The sequence below is a fragment of the Brevibacillus borstelensis genome, assembly GCF_003710865.1.
GTDB lineage: Bacteria > Bacillota > Bacilli > Brevibacillales > Brevibacillaceae > Brevibacillus > Brevibacillus borstelensis.
On the sequence record NZ_RHHO01000011.1, the window covers coordinates 60364 to 86026 of the forward strand.

The window sequence follows — 25663 nt, forward strand, 5'->3', positions numbered from 1 at the left end:
CATTTTTCTTCAGGAGCAGCAAGGTTTTCTCCTGTCGGCAAAAAAAGTTTGCGCAACCTTTCGAAACTGTTTACAAAACGTGTCATACACGATATATTTACCTAGATTGGTATGAGCAAATAGACATATTGTGAGAAGATGACCGAATGAAAACGATGATAAATCTGGAATCAATTGAAAAACACTTTTCCGGTTCTGTCGTGGTTCCGCCACTCTCCCTTTCCATCCAGGAAGGGGAATTTCTAACGCTTTTGGGGCCAAGCGGCTGCGGGAAGACGACACTGCTCCGCATGATTGCCGGCTTTGAGCAGCCGACAGCGGGGGAAATTTACCTGGACGGCAAGGCGCTGACCAGCATTCCTCCCTATCAGCGGGACATGAACATGGTTTTCCAGCAATACGCCCTGTTCCCCCACATGAATGTCGAACAGAACATTCTGTTTGGACTGAAGATGAAGAAAGTAGAGGCGGCGGAGCAACAGCGGAGGCTGGAGGAAGTGCTGCAGTACACGCAGCTTGTCGAGCTGCGCAAGCGTACGCCGAAGCAGCTCTCCGGAGGGCAACAGCAGCGGGTGGCGATCGCGCGGGCGATCGTGAACAACCCGAAAGTGCTGCTGCTTGACGAACCGCTGGGAGCACTGGATTACCAGTTGCGAAAAAGCTTGCAGCTTGAGTTGAAAAATTTGCAGAAAAATTTGGGCATTACATTTATTTACGTAACGCACGATCAAGAAGAAGCGATGGCTATGTCTGATCGCATCGCCGTCATGAACAAAGGGCGGATCGAGCAAATTGCCACGCCGGCAGAAATCTACAATCATCCCAAGACGCTGTTCGTCGCTACCTTTATCGGGGAGAACAATATTTTCAGAAGCGGCGATGCCAGCATTGCGGTCAGACCGGAGAAGATCAAGATCTATCCGAAAGATTCCGAGCTGGACAAGCATCGCAAAAACGGCACGATCACCGATATGGTTTTCCTCGGCAACATGAGCAAGCTGTTTATCCGCCTCGAGAGCGAGGAGATGACGGTGCTGGCTCATGAGTACGCGACAGAGAGCCGGGGCTGGCAGGCAGGGGATCAGGTGGCGATCGGATGGTCGCAGGCAGACGAGGTGATGCTCACTTGAAAAACGGAAAGCAGTTGAAGATTTTGGCGCTGCCGGCTTTCGTTTGGCTGGGGGCGCTCTTCGTCTTGCCGATGTTGATGATTACTGCGCTGTCTTTTATGAAGCGCGGAACATACGGGCAGGTCGTCTATGAGTTTACGCTGAACAACTACGCCCGGATGATCGATCCGCTCTACATTCAGATTTTTTTTGACACCTTTCTCGTAGCGGTGCTGACAACGGCCATTTCTCTCGTGTGCGCCTACCCGATGGCTTACTACATTTCCCGCATGGATCGGTCTGCCCAGAAGATCTGGCTGCTGCTCGTCATGATCCCGTTTTGGATCAACTTTCTGGTCCGTTCCTACGCCTGGGTCATCATCCTGCGTTCGCAGGGAGTGATCAACACGTTCCTGCTCTCGACCGGATTGATTCAAGAGCCTTTGCCCTTGCTGTACAATTTCGGCTCGGTGATGGTAGGGATGGTGTACACGCTGCTGCCGTTCATGGTCCTGCCGATTTACGTTTCGCTGGAGCAGCTCGACAGGCGGAAGCTGGAAGCCGCCTACGATCTGGGCGCAACGCCGTGGAAGACGTTTTGGCACGTAACCCTTCCCTTGACGAAATCGGGTGTCATTACCGGCTCGATTCTGGTCTTCGTCTCCTCGATCGGGATGTTCGTCGTGCCCGACGTGATGGGCGGAGCGAAGTCCGCGCTGATGGGAAACGTCATCCAAAATCAGTTCTTGTCAGCTCGTGACTGGCCGTTCGGGTCTGCTCTCTCGATCGTCCTGATGCTGCTGTCCATGGTGTTGATCTACCTCTACTACCGCGCGGTCAACGCCGCCGAGGCAAAGGAGGGGACGGCATGAAAGCGCTGAGACATCGTACAATGGCCGGATATTCCTGGGCCATGCTCGTCTTTTTATACTTGCCGATCGCTGTATTGATGCTGTATTCGTTCAACGACTCGCGGATCAATGCTGTCTGGTCGGGCTTTACCTGGAAATGGTACGTATCTTTGTTTGACAACAGGCAGGTCATGGAGGCTTTGTGGAACAGCCTGAGCATCGCCTTGATCAGCAGTGTGCTGGCGACTGTGTTTGGCACCGCTGCCGCGCTTGCGATGAAGCACTACTCGCTCAGATGGAGAAGCGTGTTCAACGGGCTGACCTACTTGCCCATCGTTATCCCGGAAATCATGATGGGTCTGTCTCTGCTGGTCTTGTTCAGCCAGATTCATCTCGAGCTGGGCAAACTGACGCTGATCATGGCTCACGTCACCTTCAGTCTGCCGTACGTGATCGTCATCATCAACACGCGGCTGGCCGACATGGGCAAGGAGCTGGAAGAAGCGGCGCAGGATCTGGGCGCGACTGCGTGGGAGACCTTGCGTCACATCACGCTGCCTTTGATTTCACCCAGTATTATCGCCGGGTTTCTGATGTCCTTTACCTTGTCGCTGGACGATTTTGTTATCTCGTTTTTCGTAGCGGGTCCCAATTCGACGACCTTGCCGCTGTACATCTACGGACTGGTCAAACGCGGTGTATCTCCTGAGGTAAACGCCCTGTCGACGCTGCTGATCGTCTTTACTGTACTGCTCGTTGTTGCGGCTGAGTTGTTCCGCCGCAAAGATTCCAAGTCGCTCACTTTTTAAGTGGACATACACCCAAACAAAAGACTGGAGGTTGAAAAAGAAAGATGAAAAAGTGGAAATCCCTGATGATTGGCGCCGTGGCCGCCGCTCTTGCCGTTACTGCCGCAGGCTGTTCTTCTTCTTCTACCGAAGAGGAGCAGGTGCTGAATATCTACAGCTGGGCAGACAACTTCAATCCTGACGTGATCAAGGACTTTGAACAGAAGTACAACGTCAAGGTAAACTACGATATTTACGGCAGCAACGAAGAAATGCTGGCGAAAATCCAGGCGGGCGCATCCGGCTACGACCTGATCCAGCCGTCGGATTACATGGTAGCCACCATGATCAAGCTGGGGCTTCTGGAAGAACTGAACAAAGAAAATATCCCGAACGAAAAAAATATTGTTTCTACCTTCCAAACGCCGCCGTTCGACCCGGGCAACAAGCATTCGCTCGTCTACACCTGGGGAATTACGGGAATCGCGTACAACAAAAAGTACGTGAAAGGCGAGATCACCAGCTGGCAGGACCTGTGGAATCCGGAGTACAAAGGCCGTGTCATCATGCTCAACGACCCGCGCGAGGTCATGGGCGTCGGGCTGATCAAAAACGGGTTTTCCAACAGCACCAAGGACAAGGGCGAGCTGGAAAAAGCATTTGCAGACCTAAAAACGCTTTTGCCGAGCGTAGTCGCTTTTGACACGGACAACATCAAGCAAAAAATGATCGCAGAGGAAGCGTGGATCGGTACAGTCTGGTCCGGCGACGCAGCGATCATCAACGGCGAGAACCCGGATGTCGAATACGTCGTGCCGAAAGAGGGCGCAACGATCTGGGCAGACACCCTGGCAATTCCGAAAGGCGCCAAGCACAAGGAGCTGGCGGAGAAGTTCATCAACTACCTGATGGACCCGGAAGTAAGCGTGAAAAACTACGAGTGGATCGGCTACAGCAATCCGAACGAAAAGGCCTATCCGCTGCACAGCGAAGAATACCGCGCAAACAAGATGATCTTCCTGGATAAAGAGGACATGGCTCGCGCAGAGTGGCTCGTTGACGTAGGGGATACCCTCCAGGAGTACGACCGCTACTGGACAGAGATGAAGAGCGGCCGCTAAGAGACGAGTGGCTTCGTTGTACAGGATGGGACATAAGGTTTGACAACAGCAGCAGCCGAGCAGAAAATTTGTTTTCTGCTCAGGCTGCTTTTTTCGTTGCGCGATAAAATTGTGAAAAATATATGCTCCTTCGATATTTTCTGGATATTTAACGGCATCTGTGAGATAGTGAAAGGGAGGTGACAAAAAATGGGAAAAACTTCAGGGAGAGCAGCGGGGTTTATAGAAGCAAACGGCACGTCTTTTTACTATGAAGCGTGTGGCGAAGGAGAGCCTCTTCTATTGATTCACGGTCTCAATTTGGACACGCGGATGTGGGCCGAGCAGCTTTCCGCCTTTTCCGAGCGGTATCGGGTCATCAGCTTTGACCTGCGAGGGATGGGACAGACACCGAATGCAGAAGAGCCGTTTACCCTCTACGATGATGCCAGAGCAGTGCTGCAAGGACTCGGGATAGCCGCGGCTCACATTGTCGGCCACTCCTTTGGCAGTGTAGTCGCACAGGAGCTTGTCCTGGCCTACCCGGAGATGGTGAAAAGCCTTGTGCTCGTATCTCCGACCTTGACAGGGTATCCGCGGTCTGAGCGAAGGATGCAGGATTTTGCCCGCTTTGTCGAAATCTATGAAACAGGTACAAAGGAAGAGACCGTAGAAATGTCGGCCCGGATGTGGTTTGACGGGCCAGGACAAGCAGCACGGGATGAAAGCCAGCAGGCGAGAGCAAAGTACCTCCAAATGACAGCGCACGCTTACGATCTGCCGCAGCTGAAAAACCCGCCGCTCTGGCTTGCGCCTCCTCCGATTGAGCGACTTGAAGAGATCGCTGTGCCTACGCTGGTGATCGCTGGGCAGAAAGATTACGAAGACTTCCAAAAGATGGCGGAGGAGCTTGAAGCGCGGATTCCAAACGCTGAAAAAATCCTTCTTCCAGACTCGGCCCATCTCCCGCCAATGGATCAAGCCCCTGTATTTAACCGGATTGTCCTGTCGTTTTTGGAACAGGCACGACAGTAATGAGCTGTTTCAATCGGCCTATCTGCAGCGTTTTGCAGGCGGACAAGCATGCAGTCAGGCAGTCAAGCATGCCGTCATCCTTTGGTCCGGTTGGCAATCAAAAAGTCAATAAATGTCTTTGTAATTCCGTTTATCGTCGCGTCTTTGTGGTAAATCAGCTCAAAATTCCGATTGATATGCGGCAGGCTCAGCACTTCCACTTCCTTTAAGTCAGCCGCTGCTACTTCCTCCTGAATCGAGAAACGCGGCAAGAAGGCGATTCCCAGTCTCTGCTTCACCATGCGTTTGACCACTTCGATATTGTCCGCTTCCATCACAACATTGTTCTCTAGCTGATAATGGCTGAACGCTCCATTGACCAGCGTCCAGTCCAGAGATCCCCTGTTAAACAAAATCAGCTTTTCTCGCGACACGTCCTCAAGCGTAACTTGTGTTTTGTTTTGAAACGGGTGATCCGGATAGACAGCCAGCACCATTTCGTCAGGCATGAGCTGGACCCGCTTGATTTGGGGATGATTCACTGCTCGCGCGATCCCGAACGACACCTCATGGCGCAGCACCATCTCCAGGACTTGATGGGAGTGACCCGTGAAAATTGTCAGCTTGATCTTGGGGTAGAGCTGCGTAAATTTTTCCACCAGCTCTGGCAAAATGTAAAAAGCGGCCACGAATACAGCGGAGATGACCAGCTCGCCTTCCAGACGGCCGAATGAACGCTGGATCGCCATCTGCCCGTCCTGCAGCGATTGCAGTACGCTCTTGGCGTATGGGAGAAAAACATCCCCCTCCCGCGTGAGAAAAACGGTATTGCCGGAACGCTGGAACAACTTGCAGCCCAGTGTGTTCTCCAGCGCTTTGATCCGCATGCTGACGGTCGGCTGTGACAAGTACAAAAGATCGGCTGTTTTGCTGAAGCTGCCGGTTAGTGCGACAAAAATAAAAGCTTCGATTTGCTCCGCATTCATGTTGAACCCCTCATTGAAAATGTTAATAACGCATATGGCATTATTCTATTGGATTCGTGCGAAAAAATACATTACTTTGAAAGGGAGGATGGCTGCTTGCCGCAAGCGGCCAGGGAAACACCGTTACTTATCTAACTGAAGGAGGATAATTGAGATGAGCGTAGCTTATTTTAACGGTACATTTGTTGATTCAAACGATCCGGTGGTTCCAATAGATGAGAGAGGACATCAATTTGGCGATGGCGTCTACGAGCTTATAAGGATCTATAATAGCAAGCCGTTTATGCTGGAAGAGCATCTCGACCGGCTGTATATGAGTGCAAAAGCGATCGCATTGCCGTTTGACCAGGAGCGCGAGAGCTTCAAGGAGATCATCTTTCAGTTGATCGAGCGAAGCGGTCTGGACAATTTGGATGTCTATATGCAAATTACAAGAGGCATGGCTCCGCGCAATCACCTCTTCCCGGATGCGCCTGTTTCAATTTCGATGACAGCCAAGCCTTTTCGCAGCATCCCGCCAGAGCTGAGGGAGAAGGGAGCAAAGGCAATCCTGCATCCAGACGAACGCTGGATGAATTGCTATATCAAATCGCTCAACCTTTTGCCGAATATTTTGGCGAAGCAGGAGGCGCACAAGGCAGGCTGCCTGGAGGCGATCCTCCATCGGGATGGAAAGCTGACCGAAGGAACCAGCACCAATGTATATGTCATCAAGGATTCCCGTATCCAGACCACGCCGCTGTCCCGCCATATTCTCGCAGGGATTACGCGAATGGCTGTTCAGAAAATCGCTATGGAGGCCGCAATACCCTTTGAGGAGAAGCACGTGGACATCGAGGAGCTGTACGAGGCAGATGAAGTGTTCATCACCAGTACAACCAACGAGGTGATGCCAATCGTCCAGGTTGGCGACAAGCTTATTGGAGATGGACAGCCAGGGCCGATGACCCGGTTGCTCCAGCGGCACTTCCAGGAATTGACGACGACAACGGTGTCTGCTGACGCATAACGATCTAAACGAAGCACTCCGGATGGTCGATTTGTTGAAAGAGCCTGATATACCTGCTCGGAAAGGAACGATAAGCGATGAACATCATAGATTTTCACTGTGATGCCCTTTATAAAATGTGGAAAAGCAAGGAACCTCTTTCATTCAGGGATTCTGCTGAGCTGCACACCAATCTGGAGCGTTTGAAGCAAGGGAGGGTAAAGCTTCAATGCTTTGCCCTCTACGTGCCGCCGCAATTGAAATCCGAGCAGCAATTTCAAGCAGTGCTGGACCAGATCGACTACTTTTACGAGGAGGTCCTGAAGCAGCCCGAGATGAAGCACGTCAAGGAATGGGCCGACCTCGACACTCTGGGGGACGGCGAGATCGGGGCGATGCTGACGCTGGAGGGCGTGGATGCGATCGGCAATGATTTGAAAAAGCTTCGCATCCTGTTCCAACTCGGCGTGCGTTCTGTCGGGCTGACCTGGAATTTTGCCAACCTGGCCGCCGATGGCGCATTGGAAAAGCGAAATGCCGGCTTGACAGCGTTCGGTAAGGAAATCGTCCGCTTAAACAACGAGCACAAGGTGCTGACCGACGTTTCCCATCTGTGCGAGCAGAGCTTTTGGGATGTCATGGAGCTGGCGGACTATCCGATCGCCAGCCACTCCAACGCCAGGGCGATTTGCGACCATCCGCGCAACCTGTACGATGAGCAGGCCAAAGCGATGTTTGACAAGGGCGGGATGATCCATATCGTCTACTACCCGCATTTTGTCAAGAAGGGCGGGCAGGCGACGATCGATGACCTGATCCGCCATATCGACCACTTTTGTTCGCTGGGCGGTGTCCGCCAGATCGGCCTTGGCTCCGACTTTGACGGGATTGAAAGCTTTGTGGAGGGGCTGGAGCATGCAGGGATGATTGACAACCTGCTCAACGAACTATTGAAGCGGTATTCAGAAAGCGAAGTGCGGGGCTTTGCCAGCGAAAACTTCCTGCAGCGGCGCCCGCGTTAACGAAGAGCAGACAGAGGGGCTTTTGGATATGAATCGGAAAAAAATTCGCGATCGCGGCATCGTCATCGGGAAGCTGCCGACCGGCAGGAAAAATTGCTTGACGGATGTGGAGGGCGTCCTGGTAGGACATGTGACGCTTGATTATCCGCTGGAATCGGGCGAAGGGGAGTACATCTGTACAGGAGTGACAGCGATCCTTCCGCACAGCGGCAGCCTCTTTCGCGAAAAGGTGACAGCAGCAAGCTATGTGTTCAACGGCTTCGGGAAGACGACCGGACTGGTTCAGGTAAACGAGCTGGGGGTACTGGAGTCGCCGATCATGCTGACCAATACGTTTTCCGTACCGGCTGTCACCCAGGGGACGCTCAGCTACATGCTGGAGCAAAACAGCGAAATCGGCGATACCACGGGGACGGTCAACATCGTCGTGGGAGAATGCAACGACGGCCATCTCAATTCGATCAGGGCGTGTGCAGTAAAGCCGGAGCATGCGATCGAAGCGATCAGACGGGCGTCGGCGGAGCCAGCGGAGGAAGGGGCCGTCGGCGCTGGAAAAGGAATGGTCTGCTTTGGACACAAAGGCGGGATCGGAACCTCCTCGCGGCTTATCCGGACGCAAGAGGGGGAGTACACGGTAGGCGTACTCGTGCTGAGCAACTTCGGCAAGCCCGAAGACTTCCAGTCTGAGCGGTACGAGTGGCTCCGTTCGTCAGGGGTCCGCCCGCTGGACAACCCGCCGGACGGATCGATCATCATCGTGCTGGGCACGGACGCGCCGCTCAGCGACCGCCAACTGCTCCGCGTGGCCAAGCGGACGGGCATCGGACTGGGCCGGACGGGCAGCCATTACAGTCACGGCAGCGGCGACATTTGCATCGCCTTTTCAACAGCGCATAAAATCCCCCATGCAGCGGAGCAGATAACGGAAGCGAGGACCCAGCTTCGCGAGGACCACCCGGTAATGAATCAACTGTTCGCCGCAGCCAGTGAAGCGACGGAGGAAGCGATCCTCAATTCTCTTTCTCAGGCCGTCACGACGACAGGGAGAGGCGGCCGGACGATTTATGCGCATCCATTCGCCGAACAGGGGGAATAGCCGTGAGTGCAGGCCAGTGGCCGCTTTTTGAGGAGTATATGTCCCGCAAAATGGAAGAGGAGAGAATCGCAGGGGCGGCGGTTGCCGTCTCCCGGCATGGAGAGCTGCTGTTTCAAAAAGGCTTCGGCGTGCGCGATCTGGAAACGAAGGAACCGGTCACGCCGGATACGGTATTTGGCATCGCATCCGTGACGAAGTCCTTTACGGCGATGGCGGTCATGCAGCTGGCAGAGGAAGGGAAGCTGTCCATCGAAGATCCGGTCAACGCTTATTTGCCGGAATTTTCTCTGGCATCGCTAGAGGACACCTCCAGCGTCTGCATTCATCATTTGCTGAGCCACACGACCGGCCTTGCGCCGATTCGCCGCAGAGAGGAATTGTGCAGGCTGTCGGACCATCTGGAGTACCTGGCCGGGGAGCCGCACGAGCTGCTGGGCAGACCGGGCGAGTATTTCAGCTACTGCAACGACACTTTTTTGCTGCTGGGGCTGATTGTCGAGAGAGTGACAGGGCGCCTGTTCCGCAGGCATGTGACCAGCAGGCTGCTTGACCCTTTGGAGATGAACCGCTCCACCTTTAGCCTGGAAGAGGTGAAACGGCTGTCCGACGTATCGGTTCCTTATGTCAAGGATTCGGACGGCAATGGCCTGAAGAGGGCGGACTGGCCCCTGCTGGGCAATTATGAGGTAGGGGGAGGCATCCGCTCCAATGTCCGGGATTTGCTCAAATACGGTCAGCTTTACATAAACGGCGGATATTGCCAGGGGGAAAACATCGTCAGCGAGGCTTCGCTCAGACGGATGTGGCACCCGGTCCACAAGATCGGCAGAAACACGTACTACGGGTACGCGCTGAAGTCGACTCTAGGCCGGGAAGGAATGACGCTTGTCGAGCACGGGGGCTCGCAGCCGGGCGTTTCGTCCCACTTCGGCTTTGTGCCCGAAGAGGGAATTGTCGCGGTCGTCTTGACCAATGTCGCGGATGTGCCCGTCCGGGATTTGTGGCTCGCTGCTGTCCGCAACGCCCTGGGCCTTCCGTTGGAGCAGCAGGAGAAAGAGCCGGAATACGAGGCATCTGTCGAGGAGCTGGAGCGCTTTGTGGGCACCTATGCCTGCGCGGAAGGCAGCAGCGTACGTATAACCTTTGCAGGCGGAATGCTGCAAGCGGAAATGGCCGGCGAACAGTTCGCGCTTCGGGCGAGTGACAGCCGTACGCTGGTCATCCGGAAGCACGAGATGCCGCTTCCGTTTTTCTGGAAAGAGGGAGAAAAAGCATGGGCTGTTCTCCTTGGTTCTCGGATGTTGACGAGAAAGAAATAGCGGTTCGCATGGGCTTGTTCGCATGCGGAAACAAGACCTCTTTGGAGGGCGAATGCAGGCACGAATGCTCTGTAGTCCGCTCTTTGAAGGGGTTTCTTGCTTTTATCAGGCGTGTTCGTTATAATGGGAACAAATGTTCTTGTGTGGTGGTGACATCATGAGAAGCGAATTGGAGCGATATTGCCAGCGGCAGCAGACGGTCGAGCTGATCTACTTGAGCCGCTCCGGCGAGACGACCAAGCGAGCTGTAAAAATTATTGCGGTAAACGGAGACCGGATAAAGGCGTACTGCTATACCCGCCGCGCATACCGGGTGTTTTGTCTGGCCAACATCCTGGCAGTTGCACCTCGCGACGATCAGGCAGCGGGCATGTGAGGAGGCCTGTCTGTTTATTCTGGGGAACCTATGCGTAGGCACGGTCATCCGTGTGCAGAATGTATGGTATATGGTATGGTAAATACGGCTACATTCATCTTTGCGACTACATTCATTTACTACAGGAGGCACATCGTTATGATTAAAAAAATTGCTACAGTGGCTGTTTACGTGGAGGATCAGGCGAAGGCTCGCGAGTTTTGGACCGAGAAGGTGGGGTTTGTCGTACATCGAGACGAGCCGATGACCCCCAATGCCTCGTGGCTGGAAGTCGGTCCAGAGGGAGCCGAGTCGCATCTCGTCATCTATCCCAAAGCGATGATGCCCGGATCTGAGCAGATGAAGGCCTCGATCGTATTCGAATGCGAAGACATCGACAAAGCCTATCAGGAAATGAGCCAAAGGGGCGTAATCTTTTTGGAGGAGCCAAAGAAAATGGCCTGGGGCAGCTTCGCCCGGTTCAAGGATGCGGATGGAAACGAATTTCTCTTGAAAGGCTGATACCACTGTTGCTCTATCGTTCTGTGACTTGCGGCAGCATGGCGGGTGCGGGCATTGCGTAAACCAGCATTGCGTGAACCAGAACTGCAACTCGTGCTATACTGTTAGGACAGGTAGAAAATAACAGAACGGAAGGAGAGCGATGGAGTGGAGATCTTTATTGGCGTACTTGTCGCATTTGTGCTGCTCATCGGATTTATGTCGCTAGCCTTTAAGAAAGAAGGACCTGGAAGACGTCATGCATCCGGAGGAGACTCAGGCGGAGCCACGTCGTTTTACAATGACAACGACAGAACCCGCGATTCCGACAGTTCCTGGGGAGACGGAGGGTCCAGCGACAGCGGCGGGGGAGATGGCGGCGGCGGTGGCGGAGATTAGGCCAGTGAAAAAATTTCTGGCTGCCGATGGAAGCTGTCAGGCATCCGTGTTACAATGATTGGGAAATCATGACGTACGGATCGGGGAACCGGTCTGAAAGGAGAGATGTTTTATGGTATGCATGATGATTGTCGAGAAGAGCATTGCAGCAAGGGTCACAGGAAAGATCCTCCTTTCAGTCGGGCAGTAACCGTTCTTTAAGTGAGGATTTCCTGTGGCCGGTTTTGGAAAGACATCCAAATCAAAACCGAATGCAGGAGGAATCCGCACGTGAACCAATATCTAAAGTCTTTGGGCTGGAACGATTTTTTTGCCGGCCATGTTTCCCCTTTTATCGAGCAGGGATTTGAAGTAGGGCGTATCGCTCTTGAACATAAAAGGCTGTATCGGATTTTAACCGAACACGGCGAGCTGTTGGGCGAGGTTTCCGGAAAGCTTCGCTATGAAGCCGCTGGCCGAGAAGACTACCCCGCTGTGGGCGACTGGGTAGTGATCAGCGCCCGGCCTCATGAACAAAAGGCCACGATTCACGCGATTCTGCCGCGCAAAAGCAAGTTTTCCCGAAAGGCTGCCGGCGAAGGCGTCGAAGAACAGATCGTCGCTACCAACGTGGATACCGTTTTTCTCGTGAACGCTCTAAACAACGACTACAATTTGCGCCGCTTGGAACGCTATCTGATTTTGGCTTGGGAAAGCGGAGCCAGTCCCGTGATTGTACTGAGCAAATCCGATCTGTGCGACGACCTGGAAAACAAGATCGCCGAGGTAGAGTCAGTGGCAGTCGGAGTGCCGGTCCATGCGATCAGCTCGGAGCAGGGAGAGGGGCTCGATGCCTTGGCACCGTATTTGGGAGAGGGGAAGACAGTCGCTCTTCTCGGCTCTTCAGGTGTGGGGAAATCCACCTTGATCAACCGCCTGTCCGGAAGGAATGTCCAGCTCGTCAAAGAAGTACGCGAGGGAGATGACCGCGGGCGGCATACGACGACCCATCGCGAGCTGTTTCAGCTGCCTGGCGGCGGCCTGATGATCGATACGCCGGGGATGCGCGAGCTGCAGCTCTGGGAGGGAGACGAAGGCTTTCGCGATGCCTTCGACGACATCGAGACGCTGGCCGCCCAGTGCCGCTTCAGCGATTGCCTCCACGCCAAGGAGCCCGGCTGTGCGATTCGGCTGGCGATCGAAGAAGGCACACTGGATCGTTCCCGTTTTGACAGCTACCGAAAATTGCAGCGAGAGCTGGCCCATCAGGCGCGCAAAGAGGATGCCAGGATGCGGGCAGCCGAAAAAGACAAATGGAAAAAGATCAACATGGCTCTCCGGCAAACGAAGCCAAAGCGGTAGCCGTCTGCCGCGTCTGCAATCACAATCGGATCGGTGCCTTTTACACACCGGATCACATTGGCCCCCTTTGCAAGGCAAGGGGGTTTTTTCTATGTATGGCCGTTTCATTTTCAGCACGGGCTCGTGCTTTTCCTGAATTCCAAAAAATACGCTTGCCCCTTTCATAGCGGATATGATAGATTTGTCAGTATCAATTGAACATAGCTGATGACTCGTATAATTTTGGGAATTGGCCCATGAGTTTCTACCGGGTGACCGTAAATCGCCTGACTACGAGTGAACGAGCGACCAGGAGTTAGTCCTTTACCCGTAGCGGGAAACAGCCTCCTGCTGTCGCTTGCACGTTTTCGTGACCCCTGAAGGGATGTGCCCGGAGGGACAGGTTTCACTTGGAGTCGGTTTGAAAGACCGGCGAGTGGACTGTCTCGTCTGGGCTTTTTTGTTTCCATATAGATGAAAAATGGATAGGAGGAAATCGTGTGAAAGAATTGCAAGAGCGAATCATTCGGGACGGGCGAGCGCTGTCCGAAACTGTATTAAAGGTGGATGCTTTTCTTAATCATCAGGTTGATGCGGAGCTGACGATGAAAATTGGGCAAGCATTTGCGGATCTTTTCCGTTCGGAGAAAGTGACCAAGGTCCTGACGGTGGAGGCGAGCGGTATTCATTTTGCTCTTGCAACGGCGTATGCGCTGGGGGTTCCATTCGTTTACGCGAAAAAGAAAAAAGCGGTGACACTCTCCGATGACGTGTACTCTGCGCCTGTCTATTCCTTTACCCGTAAGGAGAACTACCAGATCAGCATCGCCAAGCAATACCTCAGCGCAGAAGAGCGCGTCCTGATCGTGGATGATTTTCTGGCGACAGGAGCAGCTTTGGTTGGACTGACACAAATCGTCGCAGATGCCGGCGCTCACCTCGTCGGCGTGGGTGCTGTCGTAGAAAAAAGCTTCCAGGAAGGAAGAGGATTGCTGGAGAAAGCAGGCGTCCGGGTGGAATCGCTGGCACGGATCAAGTCGATGAAGCCGGGAGAAATTCATTTCGTAGAGACAACGCCGGTTCACACATCCTAAAAGCACCACATGATACATGCTGCTGTCGTGATCAATCGCGATTTACAGGTACTGTATAGCAAATCAACATATCCTGCGCAGTCAATAAAGGAGAGGAGTTACGTTCATGTTGTCCAAACAAAAAACGCTCACGCTGGGCATGCAGCATGTGCTGGCGATGTACGCCGGAGCGGTCATCGTTCCTCTGATCATCGGGGATGCGCTGAATTTGACCCCGACGCAGATTGCATACCTGATCGCCGCCGATTTGTTTACCAGCGGGATTGCGACACTGCTGCAGGTGATCGGTACGCGCTATACCGGCATCAAGCTTCCTGTCGTTCTGGGCTGTACCTTCACAGCGGTCGGACCGATTATCGCCATTGCGTCGTCCAGTAACCTGGCCACGGCCTATGGAGCCATTATTTTATCCGGATTATTTGTCGTGCTGGCCGCTCCGCTGTTCGGCAAGCTGCTTCGGTTCTTTCCTACCGTTGTACAAGGTTCCGTGGTTACGATTATCGGGTTGTCGCTGATTCCTGTGGCAATGAACAATGTGGCCGGAGGAGCGGGCAATCCCGATTTTGGACATCCGCGCAATCTTCTCTTGGCACTGGGGACACTGGTTGTCATCCTGCTTGTCAATCGCCTGTTTAGTGGCTTTATTCGCGCTATTTCAGTGCTGATCGGACTTGCAGCAGGCACGCTGGCCGCGTACTTCATGGGAATGGTCAGCTTTGAAAGCGTGGCATCCGCTTCCTGGGTGAGCGTCGTTCAGCCGTTTTATTTCGGCGTACCTGAATTCAATATCGTTGCCATCGTGACGATGATTCTCGTCAACATTATCAGCATGGCGGAATCAACAGGAGTTTACTTCGCATTGGGCAAGGTGACCGATAAAGAAGTGACGAAGCAAGATGTCGTCAAAGGGCTGCGCGGGGAAGGCGTGGCGATTGCGCTCGGCGGTATTTTCAATGCGTTCCCGTATACGGCCTTCTCGCAAAACGTAGGGCTCGTCTCGCTGACCGGCATCAAAAGCCGCGACGTCATGATCGGTGCTGGCGGAATCCTCGTCGTGCTGGGACTTTTGCCGAAGCTGGCCGCCCTGACGACGATCATTCCCGACCCGGTGCTCGGAGGAGCGATGATCGCGATGTTCGGGATGGTTGTAGCGTCCGGCATCAACATCCTGTCCCGCGTGGACCTGCGCCAAAACGAAAACCTCCTCATCGCGGCCTGCAGCATTGCTGTAGGACTCGGTTCCGCAGCAGTTCCAACGATGTTTGACCAATTGCCGAACATGCTGAAAATGCTGATGCAAAACGGCATTGTCACCGGTTCGTTGACCGCGGTTATTTTAAATATCGTGCTCATTCATACGAAGAAAGAGAACAGGCAGCCTGTTCCGGCAGCCTCGACTGTTCCAGAGGTGTGAATTTATGGTCGGTTTCGTTTCAAGAAAAAAAGATGCTCCCATGGTTTTACCAATGAGGAGCATCTTTTTTTCTTGGGACAGAAGAACGTGTGAAATTGGGAAATTACCCAAAAAGGGAATTCTTGGAGGTGAATTTAGGGCTAAATAAGTTCGACATTTTTTGTTCATTGCTCGAAAACCCAAACAGAAATAAATACCGTAGCATATTATCTTCTTAATAACAAATAACCCGTAAAGTAGCACTGTTTTTGATTGCCTTAAAATCAATGATAATTTAGTCAATTTCCATTAATGTTACTTTTTTGTAACCAAACATTACCTTTATTTTACTATTATGGGTTTTGGATATAGCTCACAAAGAATTGTCGAAGTGGCTTACTTCTTAGGTTATTACATCAGCTTATTAAATACAAATGGTAAGGAGGTGGCCATCTGGAAATATATCTAGTTAGGTTTTCTTGTTTTCAGATATCACCAAGTGAAACTAATGGCAAAAAAGTAAGGGACCATCGATCAAGACTTTTTAGTAGGTTATTTGTGTAAATAGGTAATTGCCTTAGGGTTAAGTAGAAAGGGGATTGTTAAAATGAAAATTGGAAAAATTAGTTTGACGATACTACTTACCTCATTTTTTGTCTTAATATTTAGTTCATCAAGTTTTGCCAAAACAAAAGAAGGCGGAGATTCTTTTCTATCACACTTTTACCATCCAGACTGGGGGTACAAAAATATCTATTATACAGTACATACTATTGAGGAATATTATGTCTATACAAAATATGATGAAGTTGAGTTGGATCATCATCATGCAGTAGCTATCGGCAAAACTAGCGGATACCCCTATAGTCTGGAACTTTATGTTTCAGGAGTATACAAAGATGACGCTGGAACAATTGGAAAAATTAATGCTTCTGATTGGAGATGGAGAGATCGGTTAACAGATTATATAACCGATCGTGGTGAAACAGTATATGGCGGGGGGAATACAAAAACTTTTTATAGTACCGTAACCGACAGGCCAAAAGTTACTTTTACCAGTGGTGCTGTTGCAGATGGAATCTATTATGGCAGTACAGATGAAATAAGAATGTCGTTATATTAAAAGGAGTGACAAGTATGAAAAAGACGTGGGTTTTGCTCTCTGTGGTTGCCGTTGTGTCGCTAGGCAGTATCTCATATTCATTAGCAAACATTGAATTAAATGACCATGATAAAGGAACTGAATTCGCCAAGTATTACAAAAAAGCTTTGGAGAAAAATAATGATAACAAAATCACTATAGATACCGAATCCGAAAAAATCAGCCAAGATGAACTAACAGATAAACTAGCAAGGTACCAAGCATATTCAAAAGCTTTTGGCATCAAGCTAACTGAAGAAGACGCTATGAAGAAATTAGAAGAAAGAACAGTTCTTGCGGAATATGCAAGAGAACATGATATTTACCCTACAGAAGAAGAAATTAAAAAGCATATCAAGGAAATGGCTGATTCCTATAAAGAGCATAAATATGATGTTGTTGCTGGTATCATTGAAGGACTGGATATTACCGAGGATGAGTTCTTCTTTGAATTCTCAAGAGACGGTTATGAAGAGGAGTTGGTACGGTTGAACATACTCAACAAAATAAAGTCGGAGAATGAAATGTTAGATGGGGAGGATGAAATCGAGTATCACAAAAGGATGTTAAGTAAACTTAATGATTTGATAGAAGAATTAAAATAGATCATAATGCGAAGCCCCTTAGAACAAGGGGAGCAATCAGTATGTGACTTCAACAGTTTCAAAGGTGTAAACGGACAACGCTCCAATTGGATAAGCAGAAACAAATACGAACACACAAAAAAGATACGAAGGGTGCCCCGCCGTGAAAACACGGATGGGCACCCTTTTTTTTTTTGAGCCTTTCATCTGTATGGATGTTCTCTCTCCTCCAAGAAATTTACAAACGCTTTGACCACGGAAATCTCCAGGGATTCGTTGCGAAAGATCATCCAGGTTCTGCGGACGACGGGGACGCCATCCTTCGTCGTGCAGCGGGTGACGTACAAATCTTCGTTGGGGTCCAGCAAAATGCTGGGCAGGATCGCATAGCCGAGGCCGTTTATCACCATTTCTTTGCAGGTCTCCATTTTGTCTACCTCCATGGAGATCAGGGGCGGGTCAGAATAGCGTTCATGCCACCAGTTGTCGATCAGCTTCTTTAAGGAAGTATCCGTGTTGTAGTAGATGCGGGACAGATTGGGCAGGTCCTCGATGTCGATTTCGTGCTTGGAAACGATGAAAATTTCTTCGTCCATCAGCAGCTTGCGCTGATCGGGCCAATTGTAATCGCCGCGAATGATGCCGAGATGCACTTTTTGCTTGTAGACGGAGTTGATGACCTCCTCACTCCATCCGGAGGTAACGTTAAATTCTACATCGGGATACTGCCGGTGGAAGTCCTTCAAGATAGATGGAAGCTTGTAGCGGGCAAAAATGCTGGAAACGCCCAATCTCAAGGTTCCTTGCACTTTGTCGCCCATGTTTTGCAGGGCTTCTTTTGTCTTGCGCAGATGAAGCGTCATGTCGCGGGCGTATTTGACCAAATGCTCACCCTGCGGCGTGAAGGTAACGCCTCTTCTGCTGCGATAGACGATGGTAATGCCAAACTCCTGCTCCAACTGCTGCAGCCGGTAAGTAAGCGCCGGCTGCGAGATGCGAATTTTCTCCGCAGTTTTGGTGATATTCTTTTCGTCGTACAGCGTCGTTAATATGACCCAATCTCTGTCATCCATATGGTTCCAACTTTCTTTCAATAAAAAAAGTAGTGAAATTGGCTAAAAACGGAATGGAAAAACTTATCGTTAATTGTACAGAAAAGTCATGAATGATCAACATTCTTTTTTCAAACGAAAAACAAAAACATAAAAAATACTTATGGATCTTTATAAAAAATAAGTATTTTTTTTATTGCTTTTCTTTGGCTACTATTGTTGTAGAGTTAAACGAATATTCATTCTCTTTAATCTGTACTATCATGAAGGAGTTGGAACAACAGATGTACGTTTATGGGCAAATCTATCGAATCCCAAGCACGTTGGTGCGCGGGGGTACCAGCAAGGGGCTCATCTTGCGTACGGTTGATCTCCCCAAAGACCCGGTTGCCCGCGACCAGGTGATCCTGAAAGTGTTCGGCAGTCCCGGAAACAACCAAATCGACGGGATCGGCGGGGGAACGCCTCTGACGAGCAAGCTTGCGCTCATCGGACCGCCTGCCAGCCAGGATGTTCACATCCATTACACATTCGGGCAGGTCAGTCTGGAGAAAAAAGTGATTGATTACCATGTCACCTGCGGGAACATGGCGTCGGCAGTCGGGCTGTATGCGGCTGAAGAAGGATACGTGGAATTGCAGGAGCCGTTTACACGAGTTCGCATCTTCAACACCAACACGAACAGAGTGATTGAAGTGGAGGTCCCGGTCGTAAACGGGCAAATCCAGTACGAGGGGGACTTTTCCATCGCAGGAGTGTCTGGCACCGGAGCGAAAATCATGGTGAATTTTCTCGATACGGGGGGAACCTTTTCCGGCAGGACCTTGCCCACCGGAAATCCGATAGACACCATCGCATTGGATGACGGCAGAAAATTCCCGGTGACGATCATCGATGCGGCCAACATCCTCGTGTTTGTTTTGGCACAGGATGTCGGAGCGACCGGAACAGAGCTGTCCAAGGACCTAAACGGAAATGCCCGCTTGCTGGAAACGCTAGAGAAGATTCGCGTAAAAGCCGGAGTGATGCTCGGAATCATTGAGGATGAAACGACGGTCACCCCTGCGACACATGCTCTGCCCAAAATCGCGATGATATCCGCAGCCTGCGATTATCAGACCGAGGACAAGCAAATGGTACGGGCGGACAGCCTCGACCTTTTGGGACGCTATCTTTCCATGGGGACGCTGCACAGGGCTTTTGCAGTCAGCGGTTCCATCGCTTTGGGAGCGGCCGCGAACATTCCGGGCACCCTGCCGAACCGGTTGGCGAGGGGCACGGAAGCCGGCCTTCGGATCGGCCATCCCACAGGGACTTTGTACGTAGAAGCGCAGGTAGAACGAGAGGGGGAGGACTGGAGTGTGAAGCGGGCCGCCGTTGGACGGACTGCGAGAAGGCTGATGGATGGGTATGCCTACGTTCCGGTCTCGTCTTTGACAAGCGTGGTTCAAGCGTAGCGGCGAAGGGACGGGGGTTTCCCCGCCTCCGCAGAAAACAGTCGGCTCTTTGCAGACGACTGGAAGCGGTTTCAGCATGATCGGTTCAACCCCGATTAGTTTCATTATGATTCATCAATACCCTTATCCCGATTTGGTTTATGAGGAGGACTGACATGAAACGAACAGCGATCTGTTTATCGCTTACACTTGCTCTTGCCTTTAGTCTTATCGGCTGTTCCAGCCAACCGTCGTCTACGGCTGGCGGTTTGACGGAAGGCTACCCGAAACAGCCCATCGAGATGGTCGTTCCTTTTGGCGAAGGCAGCGCAAGCGACACATTTGCCAGAAAATTCGCCGACTTGCTGAACAAGCAAACGGCTCAGCCGGTTCAGCCGCTCAACAAGGATGGCGGAGGCGGTCTCGTCGGACTTCTTTACACATACAAACAGAAGAATGACGGATACACCCTATTGGAAATCACGCCTTCGCACGTCATTGCCGATGTGCTGGGAAAAGGGAAAAACATCAAATTGATGGAAGATTTCGAACCTCTTGCCCGGATCCAGAGCGATATTTACCTGCTGTCCGTCCCGGCAAATAGCGGGATCAAGGACTTCGACGACCTGGTAAGGCAGGGCAAAGACAAGGAAATATCCTTCGCCGGCATCAGCCCGGGGGGGCTGGACGACTTGACATTGAGCGCTCTGGCTGATGCCACCGGAATCAAGATCAAGTTCATCCCTTACAAGTCCGGTTCAGAGGTCAAAGCGGCGGTTCTGGGCGGAGAAGTCGACGTGTACTTCGACAAGCTGATCTCAGCGGTGTCATACATCCAAAACGAGAAGGTAAGGCCGATCGTCGTGCTGCATGATGAACGGGTGACGCAAATCGAAGAGTTGAAGGACACCCCGACAACGGTGGAAAAGGGGATTGATTTGACGATAGGCTCCTGGCGCGGATTTGCCGTAAAAAAAGATACGCCAGCCGAGGTGAAGCAGTATTTGATCGACAAAATGAAAGCGGTTTATGAGACGGACGAGTACAAGGAGTTCGCCAAACAAAATCTGGCAGATATTCGCGAGGGGTTCCTCGGCCCGGATGATTTCAAAAAAGAGTGGGAAGAGCAGTATCAAATTTTTGACAAAATTGCCCAAAAAACCGGGCTGAAAAAGTAGGATAAGCGGTTTTCCGCCGCTCTTCTTCGGAGGTGACCATAATGGGAGAAATCGTGTTTCATGTTCTGCTGATTGGAGCAATCGGCTACTTTTTCAAAGAGTCGCTTTTCATCGATACGGCGCGGGCCAGCGATCCGATCGGCCCGGCAGGTTTTCCGCAAGGCATTTTGATCCTGGCGATTCTGCTAGCTCTTTTCTCGCTTTTCCAGACAATCCGAAAGAGAAAAAAGAGTACCGGGGAGCAGCATCGGCCGCCTGAGCTTTCCAAGGAGTTTGTCGGGCTGCTGGTCAGCATCGCCGCCTTCGTGCTCGCCGTGGATATCATCGGCTTTCTGATTGCCTGCTTTCTTCTGCTGCTTGTTCTTCTCTTGCTGCTCGGAGAAAAAAAGGTGGGAAAGGTAGTCGGCCTATCGGGGGTCATTTCGATCAGCTTTACGCTTTTGTTCGGCAATCTGCTCAGTGTTCCGCTGCCAAGAGGTGTGGAAGCGCTCAAAACGCTGAGTTACTACATCTACTGAGAACGGGGAGAATATCATGGACATCAATTTATTTGCCGAGGGTCTGGCGACGACCTTGTCCCTTGGCAATTTGGCACTCATCCTGCTGGGCATGCTTCTGGGAGTGCTGTTCGGGTCGCTGCCCGGCATCAGCTCCTCCATGGCCATCGTGCTCATGCTTCCGTTCACCTATTACATGGGAATCATTCCCTCTATCATCCTGCTCGTGTCCATATATGCAGGGGCAGCGTACGGCGGCTCGATTACCGCGATCCTGTTCAATACGCCGGGCACTCCCGAAGCGGTCGCCACAACGTTTGACGGTTATCCCATGGCCAAACAGGGCAAAGCGGGGCGGGCATTGGGTTTGTCTATCAGCGCTTCTGCTTTTGGCGGTATCTTTTCCGTATTTGTCATGCTGTTTCTCTCTCCGCCGCTGTCGCAGGTGGCACTCAAAATCCAGAGCGCCGAGTATTTTGCTCTCGCATTTTTAGGCATAACGGTCATTTCCGCCATCGGTTCGAAAAACATGACAAAAGCGCTGATTTCCGGTTTGCTCGGGATTGCAATTGCGATGATCGGGATTGACCCAATCGTCGGCACGGAGCGTTTTACGTTTGGCCAGATTGAGCTTTTGAACGGGATCGAGTTCATTCCGATCATGATCGGCGCTTTTGCGCTGGGCGAAGTGCTGAATCAGGTGGCGGAGAGAGCAAAGACACAGAACTTTACGACCACCGAAAAAATCAAGCTGGAAGGGTACAAGCTCAAAGATTTGTTCGTCCATAAGTGGTGCGTGTTAAAAGCCTCCGTGATCGGGACCTTGATCGGAATCCTGCCGGGGACCGGCGGTTCGATCGCTTCGATTGTGAGCTATGGAGAAGCGATGCGGTCCAGCAAGAACAAAGAGAAGTTTGGCAATGGAGCAGAAGAGGGCGTGATCGCGCCGGAAGCAGCCAACAACGCCGCGGCCGGCGGAGCGATGATCCCTACGCTGGTGCTCGGGATTCCCGGGAGTCCGACCACCGCCGTTATCCTTGCGGCGCTGACTCTTCAGGGCCTGCAGCCCGGACCGCAGCTGATGACGGAGCAGCCGCTGATGCTGTACTGCATTTTCTTTGCGATGCTGATCGCCAGCGCCATCACGTTTATCGGTGGGCGCGTAGGCGTCAGAAGCTTCGGTCTGGTTCTCAAGCTTCCGTATTCCATACTCGCCTCGATCATCATCGGCTTGTCCGTCATCGGTTCGTACGCGGTTTCCAACAACATGTTTGAGGTGTGGCTGATGCTCGCGTTTGGACTGATCGGGTATTACATGAAAAAGTACGAATTCTCCCCGGCTGCGCTGATTTTGGGGTTAGTTCTGGGAAAGATGATGGAGGAAACCTTCCGTCGGCAGCTCCTGATCACCGACGGAGACTTCACTTCTTTTCTCACGCAACCGATATCGGCGGTCATCTTGCTGATGGCTGCAGTGTCGCTGTTGTACCCGCTTCTCTCAAAATCATTTTCACTCGGGCAAAACAAGCGTAAACCCCAGGCAACTGAAGTGAAGTAAATGGGCTTCATCGCTGCCAGGACATGCCTATAAGCTGTCAGCCAACTCATCCAGGCACCGGATCACCGCTTCGGACACCTCTTCCAGACGGGAGAAAGCTGCTTGTGCCTCCTGGTGTCTGCCTTCCTTTACATGGAAGAAGATAGAGCGTACCAGCTCGTGAAATTGGCGATGCGGCTCCTCGAGCTTTCGGAACGTTTCCAGAGAGCCGAGCGAGCCGTTTTCTTTGGCCGCGTCGTACCATTTCCCCAAACGGCATTGGTGATGGTTGACCAGCTCATTTTCTTCGATCTGGTGATATCCGAGCATGAAGTTGTAGAGCCACCACTTCCACAGCAGGTGATCGGTCTTGACGATTCGCAGGTAGTGCTTGTCCCGCAGGGAAGAGGTTTGGCTGATGCTGAGTTTATGCAATTCGTTGACAGCGACGCCGATGTCGTACACGTTCTGGCCAGCGGTGGACACATTGGCTGCGATCAATTCCATGTTTTCCTGAACGCTGGAGACGCGCCTGGTTATGTCGGAGGTGGCGGCGGACTGTTCTTCTGCGATGGCCGCGATATGTTCCGTAGAGCGGCTGACCTCTTTGATGCTCTCCACAATCAGGTTGAATAGCTGAATGGCCTCCCTTGTATGGGCGACTCTTTCATCGATCTGTCCGGTCATCCGCTCAGCCGTTTGGCCTACCAGATTGGCATCCGACTGAACATTTTGAATGGTGGCGGTGATCGTTTGGACGGAGGATTTTGTCTGTTCCGCCAATTTCCGGACCTCCCCGGCCACGACCGCGAAGCCCCGTCCTTGTTCCCCCGCCCGCGCTGCCTCGATCGATGCGTTGAGGGCGAGCAGATTCGTCTGATCGGCGATGGAACGGATCATCTCCACGACCTGGGATACTTTGTCAATCGACTTTTGCAACTGGGCGATTTTCGCTTTGGTTTCGTAAAATTCTTCTGCCATGGCCAAAAAGTCGGTGAGGGAGGAGGCGATAATTTCCTTGCCCCTGTCCGCTTGTTCCATGGCGGACAGGGCATTTTCCGCTACCTCGGCTGACGATTGGGCCACCTTTTGAACGGACAGGGAGAGCTGCTCCGCAGCGGTGCTCACATTGCCAGCCTCGTCGGTGGTGCGGCCGAGCCTGTCCAGTACGTGTTTGATTTTATCGATCTGCATGACGAGCTCCAGCACATTGCCCAGCCGGTCAATTACCTTGAAGTCGTTGTCCGCCTGATAGGATTCCAGCACGATTTGAGAGTCGAGCGTTATGACCTTGAGCAGTGCGAGAAGGGCGTCAGACAGCTCCGCGGGACGTTTGGCGTAAGCGCTGACGATGGCTGGCACCAGATGTTCGTAGACACGCAAATACGAGCCCATGTACCACTCAGGGGCCAATCCGATTTTGCTATGAATGACACCGATTTTTTCCCGGCCGGCAATATAGTCCTCAGTCAGTTCTCCCGTGGCGAGCGATTGCAAGTAGCGGCGAAAAGAACCGGACAGCCGCTCAATCGTCGTGTTTTGGTCGATGATCGACAGAAGCTCGGGAAATTCGCCCAGCATGCGGTAATGCTGATCGGTAATGACAGGCGTTACCTCCTGCAAGAGTGGCTGCAAGCGACGGATCATCTCCAGATCGTGATTGGTCAGATGCAAAAATTTGACCTTGCTCTCAATTCGCTCGGGGGGCTCCACGTCGCTATCCTTGATCGGGAAGGCTCTGCTATTGGATGCGATTGAATTCGAATGTTTCCATAACATGAAAAATACCTCCGCTGTCGTAAAAATGACCTATTCCTGACAAGGAGATAGGCCGGTTTTTACACTGTTGTCTCTCACCGTTTTATTTGTGGGGAAAAAAGCTAATAAAATAGTTCTTTTGAACTAGTCTACCATGGATGACAAGCGGGAAAAAGGAAATTTCTCATGAATGGGAAGATTTTGCCACTAATTAGTCCGTAGCGTCTGGTATTAGTCAAAAAAAGTCATGTGAGGCTTGGTTTCCCGGTAGTAAGCCAGCCGATCCTCCCTGGTGCCGGTATGCAGCTCAAACTTGTGGCCATCCGGGTCTGTAAAGTAAATCGACAGCTTGTCCCGCTCATCCCGCTCGCGCCCGGGCAAAATGGCAGCACCCGACGCTATGAGATGATCTTTCCACTCTTCAAACTGGTTCTCCTCCACAGAAAAGGCGATATGTGTGTACGACTGGTGAATTTCATTGCGGGGGATGTCTGTCTCTTCATTTAGGGCGAGCCACAGGCCGTTTAAGTCAAAGTAGGCCAGCTTTCGGCCACGGACAAGCAGCTTGGCTCCAAGTGCGTCCTGATAAAAGCGGATGGAACGCTCCAGGTCGGAAACAGAAAAAAGCAAATGATTGATACCTTGCAGTTGCAACATGCGAATCCAGCCTTTCCAATAGGTTTGCTTCTGCTATTGTAACTGGGTGAACGTGCAGAAAGCAAAAAGACACCCCTGACTTATGCCAGGTCGGAAACGCGCTGATTATCGGTTGTTTCCTTGCAAAAAGCTCTTGGGTCTCTGGGAAAGGCAAAGGGCAGACCGCCACGGATCTGCCCTATTTTTCAGGCTTGCTGTCCTTGCTGTTGAGACTGTGTCTGGATCGTCGATTGCACCTGGGAGACCATCGTTTGCGCCTGGGCAATCTCTTCGGAAGCTTGCTTGAGTGCTTGCTCCGCCAATTGCGGGTTGGCGGCGGACTGTTCAATCGCCTGCGTAATTAGCGTTTTGGCAAGAGTAGCGGATACCTCCGCCTTTTTCAATTGGTCGGTGTTGATTTGTGCTGGCACGAGCACCATTCCTCCTGTTCGTCATCATCTGTCTCATTTAGATTGTCCGCCCGGAGGAAAATTATGTGGCATGACAGC

The 25663-nt window shown here is 51.8% G+C and carries 26 protein-coding genes and 1 riboswitch; of the genes, 21 read left to right on the top strand and 5 right to left on the bottom strand.

The features are described 5' to 3' along the window. Positions 1-146 precede the first annotated feature (146 nt). The 5 genes from EDM54_RS05135 (at position 147) to EDM54_RS05155 (ending at position 4883) form a co-directional block, all read left to right on the top strand. Complete coding sequence (locus EDM54_RS05135) at positions 147-1130, top strand: ABC transporter ATP-binding protein (RefSeq protein WP_003388961.1); 984 nt, start codon at positions 147-149, stop codon at positions 1128-1130. Beyond that, positions 1097-1981, top strand: a complete 885-nt coding sequence (locus EDM54_RS05140) for an ABC transporter permease (RefSeq protein WP_171506418.1) — start codon at positions 1097-1099, stop codon at positions 1979-1981. Before EDM54_RS05135 ends, EDM54_RS05140 begins: the two co-directional genes overlap by 34 nt. Beyond that, entirely contained in the window at positions 1978-2769 is a 792-nt protein-coding gene (locus EDM54_RS05145) for an ABC transporter permease (protein WP_003388963.1), read from the top strand. The genes EDM54_RS05140 and EDM54_RS05145 overlap by 4 nt, the downstream gene beginning before the upstream one ends. A gap of 44 nt (positions 2770-2813) precedes the next feature. After that, entirely contained in the window at positions 2814-3869 is a 1056-nt protein-coding gene (locus tag EDM54_RS05150) for a polyamine ABC transporter substrate-binding protein (protein WP_003388964.1), read from the top strand. A gap of 189 nt (positions 3870-4058) precedes the next feature. Then, the gene (locus tag EDM54_RS05155; protein WP_031931863.1) at positions 4059-4883 is read left to right on the top strand and encodes an alpha/beta fold hydrolase; all 825 of its coding nucleotides are present in this window, start codon (positions 4059-4061) and stop codon (positions 4881-4883) included. Positions 4884-4957: 74 nt separating this feature from the next. Here EDM54_RS05155 and EDM54_RS05160 read toward each other — a convergent pair whose 3' ends face one another. Then, positions 4958-5848, bottom strand: a complete 891-nt coding sequence (locus tag EDM54_RS05160; RefSeq protein WP_003388966.1) for a LysR substrate-binding domain-containing protein — start codon at positions 5846-5848, stop codon at positions 4958-4960. Between the two features lie 154 nt (positions 5849-6002). On the opposite strand from EDM54_RS05160, the gene dat reads away from it, so the two are divergent. The 12 genes from dat to EDM54_RS05220 all read left to right on the top strand — a co-directional run bounded on the left by dat (position 6003) and on the right by EDM54_RS05220 (position 17081). Beyond that, positions 6003-6857 (top strand): D-amino-acid transaminase, encoded by an 855-nt coding sequence (gene dat / locus EDM54_RS05165; RefSeq protein ID WP_003388967.1) that lies wholly within the window; start codon positions 6003-6005, stop codon positions 6855-6857. Positions 6858-6934: 77 nt separating this feature from the next. Next, on the top strand, positions 6935-7858 hold the full coding sequence (locus EDM54_RS05170) for a dipeptidase (protein ID WP_122957887.1): 924 nt from the start codon (positions 6935-6937) through the stop codon (positions 7856-7858). A gap of 28 nt (positions 7859-7886) precedes the next feature. Next, a complete protein-coding gene (locus EDM54_RS05175; RefSeq protein ID WP_122957888.1) occupies positions 7887-8954 on the top strand; it encodes a DmpA family aminopeptidase in 1068 nt (355 codons plus the stop codon). Between the two features lie 2 nt (positions 8955-8956). Next, entirely contained in the window at positions 8957-10273 is a 1317-nt protein-coding gene (locus EDM54_RS05180) for a serine hydrolase domain-containing protein (RefSeq protein WP_031931862.1), read from the top strand. Between the two features lie 157 nt (positions 10274-10430). Further along, positions 10431-10649, top strand: coding sequence for a hypothetical protein (locus EDM54_RS05185; protein ID WP_003388971.1), 219 nt, complete (start codon positions 10431-10433; stop codon positions 10647-10649). Between the two features lie 138 nt (positions 10650-10787). Continuing rightward, a complete protein-coding gene (locus EDM54_RS05190) occupies positions 10788-11150 on the top strand; it encodes a VOC family protein (protein WP_003388973.1) in 363 nt (120 codons plus the stop codon). Positions 11151-11297: 147 nt separating this feature from the next. Continuing rightward, the gene (locus EDM54_RS05195) at positions 11298-11528 is read left to right on the top strand and encodes a YxzE family protein (RefSeq protein ID WP_003388974.1); all 231 of its coding nucleotides are present in this window, start codon (positions 11298-11300) and stop codon (positions 11526-11528) included. Positions 11529-11798: 270 nt separating this feature from the next. Continuing rightward, positions 11799-12869 (top strand): ribosome small subunit-dependent GTPase A, encoded by a 1071-nt coding sequence (gene rsgA, locus EDM54_RS05200; RefSeq protein ID WP_003388975.1) that lies wholly within the window; start codon positions 11799-11801, stop codon positions 12867-12869. A gap of 192 nt (positions 12870-13061) precedes the next feature. Next, a riboswitch (purine riboswitch) is annotated at positions 13062-13162 on the top strand. A 186-nt stretch (positions 13163-13348) separates the two neighbouring features. Then, on the top strand, positions 13349-13942 hold the full coding sequence (locus EDM54_RS05205) for a xanthine phosphoribosyltransferase (protein WP_003388976.1): 594 nt from the start codon (positions 13349-13351) through the stop codon (positions 13940-13942). A gap of 106 nt (positions 13943-14048) precedes the next feature. Continuing rightward, positions 14049-15356 (top strand): nucleobase:cation symporter-2 family protein, encoded by a 1308-nt coding sequence (locus EDM54_RS05210; RefSeq protein ID WP_122957889.1) that lies wholly within the window; start codon positions 14049-14051, stop codon positions 15354-15356. 586 nt (positions 15357-15942) lie between these two features. Further along, positions 15943-16458 carry a hypothetical protein gene (locus EDM54_RS05215; RefSeq protein ID WP_122957890.1) on the top strand — a complete coding sequence of 172 codons (516 nt, stop codon included), beginning with the start codon at positions 15943-15945 and terminating at the stop codon, positions 16456-16458. A 14-nt stretch (positions 16459-16472) separates the two neighbouring features. Then, on the top strand, positions 16473-17081 hold the full coding sequence (locus tag EDM54_RS05220) for a SurA N-terminal domain-containing protein (protein WP_122957891.1): 609 nt from the start codon (positions 16473-16475) through the stop codon (positions 17079-17081). Between the two features lie 182 nt (positions 17082-17263). On the opposite strand, the gene EDM54_RS05225 is transcribed toward EDM54_RS05220, so the two are convergent. Next, positions 17264-18133 carry a LysR family transcriptional regulator gene (locus tag EDM54_RS05225; RefSeq protein WP_122957892.1) on the bottom strand — a complete coding sequence of 290 codons (870 nt, stop codon included), beginning with the start codon at positions 18131-18133 and terminating at the stop codon, positions 17264-17266. Positions 18134-18396: 263 nt separating this feature from the next. Between EDM54_RS05225 and EDM54_RS05230 the strand changes: the two genes are divergently transcribed. The 4 genes from EDM54_RS05230 (at position 18397) to EDM54_RS05245 (ending at position 22781) form a co-directional block, all read left to right on the top strand. Beyond that, positions 18397-19569, top strand: a complete 1173-nt coding sequence (locus EDM54_RS05230) for a 2-methylaconitate cis-trans isomerase PrpF family protein (RefSeq protein WP_122957943.1) — start codon at positions 18397-18399, stop codon at positions 19567-19569. Between the two features lie 155 nt (positions 19570-19724). After that, positions 19725-20726, top strand: coding sequence for a Bug family tripartite tricarboxylate transporter substrate binding protein (locus tag EDM54_RS05235; protein ID WP_170208330.1), 1002 nt, complete (start codon positions 19725-19727; stop codon positions 20724-20726). Positions 20727-20767: 41 nt separating this feature from the next. Continuing rightward, positions 20768-21244, top strand: a complete 477-nt coding sequence (locus tag EDM54_RS05240) for a tripartite tricarboxylate transporter TctB family protein (RefSeq protein WP_122957894.1) — start codon at positions 20768-20770, stop codon at positions 21242-21244. Positions 21245-21260: 16 nt separating this feature from the next. After that, on the top strand, positions 21261-22781 hold the full coding sequence (locus EDM54_RS05245; RefSeq protein ID WP_122957895.1) for a tripartite tricarboxylate transporter permease: 1521 nt from the start codon (positions 21261-21263) through the stop codon (positions 22779-22781). A 27-nt stretch (positions 22782-22808) separates the two neighbouring features. Here EDM54_RS05245 and EDM54_RS05250 read toward each other — a convergent pair whose 3' ends face one another. The 3 genes from EDM54_RS05250 to EDM54_RS05260 all read right to left on the bottom strand — a co-directional run bounded on the left by EDM54_RS05250 (position 22809) and on the right by EDM54_RS05260 (position 25585). Next, positions 22809-24539, bottom strand: coding sequence for a protoglobin domain-containing protein (locus EDM54_RS05250; RefSeq protein WP_122957896.1), 1731 nt, complete (start codon positions 24537-24539; stop codon positions 22809-22811). Positions 24540-24749: 210 nt separating this feature from the next. After that, positions 24750-25175, bottom strand: coding sequence for a metallothiol transferase FosB (gene fosB, locus EDM54_RS05255; RefSeq protein ID WP_031931860.1), 426 nt, complete (start codon positions 25173-25175; stop codon positions 24750-24752). A 185-nt stretch (positions 25176-25360) separates the two neighbouring features. Next, positions 25361-25585: a hypothetical protein gene (locus tag EDM54_RS05260; RefSeq protein ID WP_003388981.1), complete on the bottom strand. Its 225-nt coding sequence runs from the start codon at positions 25583-25585 to the stop codon at positions 25361-25363. Between the last annotated feature and the right edge of the window lie 78 nt (positions 25586-25663).

What these genes read in the sequence shown, in the direction of transcription:
- fosB (WP_031931860.1), bottom strand. Translation starts at nt 25,175, where the DNA reads ATGTTGCAACTGCAAGGTATCAATCATTTGCTTTTTTCTGTTTCCGAC.
- EDM54_RS05145 (WP_003388963.1), top strand. Translation starts at nt 1,978, where the DNA reads ATGAAAGCGCTGAGACATCGTACAATGGCCGGATATTCCTGGGCCATG.
- EDM54_RS05220 (WP_122957891.1), top strand. Translation starts at nt 16,473, where the DNA reads ATGAAAAAGACGTGGGTTTTGCTCTCTGTGGTTGCCGTTGTGTCGCTA.
- EDM54_RS05140 (WP_171506418.1), top strand. Translation starts at nt 1,097, where the DNA reads ATGGTCGCAGGCAGACGAGGTGATGCTCACTTGAAAAACGGAAAGCAG.
- EDM54_RS05210 (WP_122957889.1), top strand. Translation starts at nt 14,049, where the DNA reads ATGTTGTCCAAACAAAAAACGCTCACGCTGGGCATGCAGCATGTGCTG.
- EDM54_RS05185 (WP_003388971.1), top strand. Translation starts at nt 10,431, where the DNA reads ATGAGAAGCGAATTGGAGCGATATTGCCAGCGGCAGCAGACGGTCGAG.
- EDM54_RS05250 (WP_122957896.1), bottom strand. Translation starts at nt 24,539, where the DNA reads ATGTTATGGAAACATTCGAATTCAATCGCATCCAATAGCAGAGCCTTC.
- EDM54_RS05190 (WP_003388973.1), top strand. Translation starts at nt 10,788, where the DNA reads ATGATTAAAAAAATTGCTACAGTGGCTGTTTACGTGGAGGATCAGGCG.
- EDM54_RS05170 (WP_122957887.1), top strand. Translation starts at nt 6,935, where the DNA reads ATGAACATCATAGATTTTCACTGTGATGCCCTTTATAAAATGTGGAAA.
- EDM54_RS05160 (WP_003388966.1), bottom strand. Translation starts at nt 5,848, where the DNA reads ATGAATGCGGAGCAAATCGAAGCTTTTATTTTTGTCGCACTAACCGGC.
- EDM54_RS05215 (WP_122957890.1), top strand. Translation starts at nt 15,943, where the DNA reads ATGAAAATTGGAAAAATTAGTTTGACGATACTACTTACCTCATTTTTT.
- EDM54_RS05135 (WP_003388961.1), top strand. Translation starts at nt 147, where the DNA reads ATGAAAACGATGATAAATCTGGAATCAATTGAAAAACACTTTTCCGGT.
- dat (WP_003388967.1), top strand. Translation starts at nt 6,003, where the DNA reads ATGAGCGTAGCTTATTTTAACGGTACATTTGTTGATTCAAACGATCCG.
- EDM54_RS05155 (WP_031931863.1), top strand. Translation starts at nt 4,059, where the DNA reads ATGGGAAAAACTTCAGGGAGAGCAGCGGGGTTTATAGAAGCAAACGGC.
- EDM54_RS05235 (WP_170208330.1), top strand. Translation starts at nt 19,725, where the DNA reads ATGAAACGAACAGCGATCTGTTTATCGCTTACACTTGCTCTTGCCTTT.
- EDM54_RS05230 (WP_122957943.1), top strand. Translation starts at nt 18,397, where the DNA reads ATGTACGTTTATGGGCAAATCTATCGAATCCCAAGCACGTTGGTGCGC.
- EDM54_RS05175 (WP_122957888.1), top strand. Translation starts at nt 7,887, where the DNA reads ATGAATCGGAAAAAAATTCGCGATCGCGGCATCGTCATCGGGAAGCTG.
- EDM54_RS05225 (WP_122957892.1), bottom strand. Translation starts at nt 18,133, where the DNA reads ATGGATGACAGAGATTGGGTCATATTAACGACGCTGTACGACGAAAAG.
- EDM54_RS05245 (WP_122957895.1), top strand. Translation starts at nt 21,261, where the DNA reads ATGGACATCAATTTATTTGCCGAGGGTCTGGCGACGACCTTGTCCCTT.
- EDM54_RS05150 (WP_003388964.1), top strand. Translation starts at nt 2,814, where the DNA reads ATGAAAAAGTGGAAATCCCTGATGATTGGCGCCGTGGCCGCCGCTCTT.
- EDM54_RS05240 (WP_122957894.1), top strand. Translation starts at nt 20,768, where the DNA reads ATGGGAGAAATCGTGTTTCATGTTCTGCTGATTGGAGCAATCGGCTAC.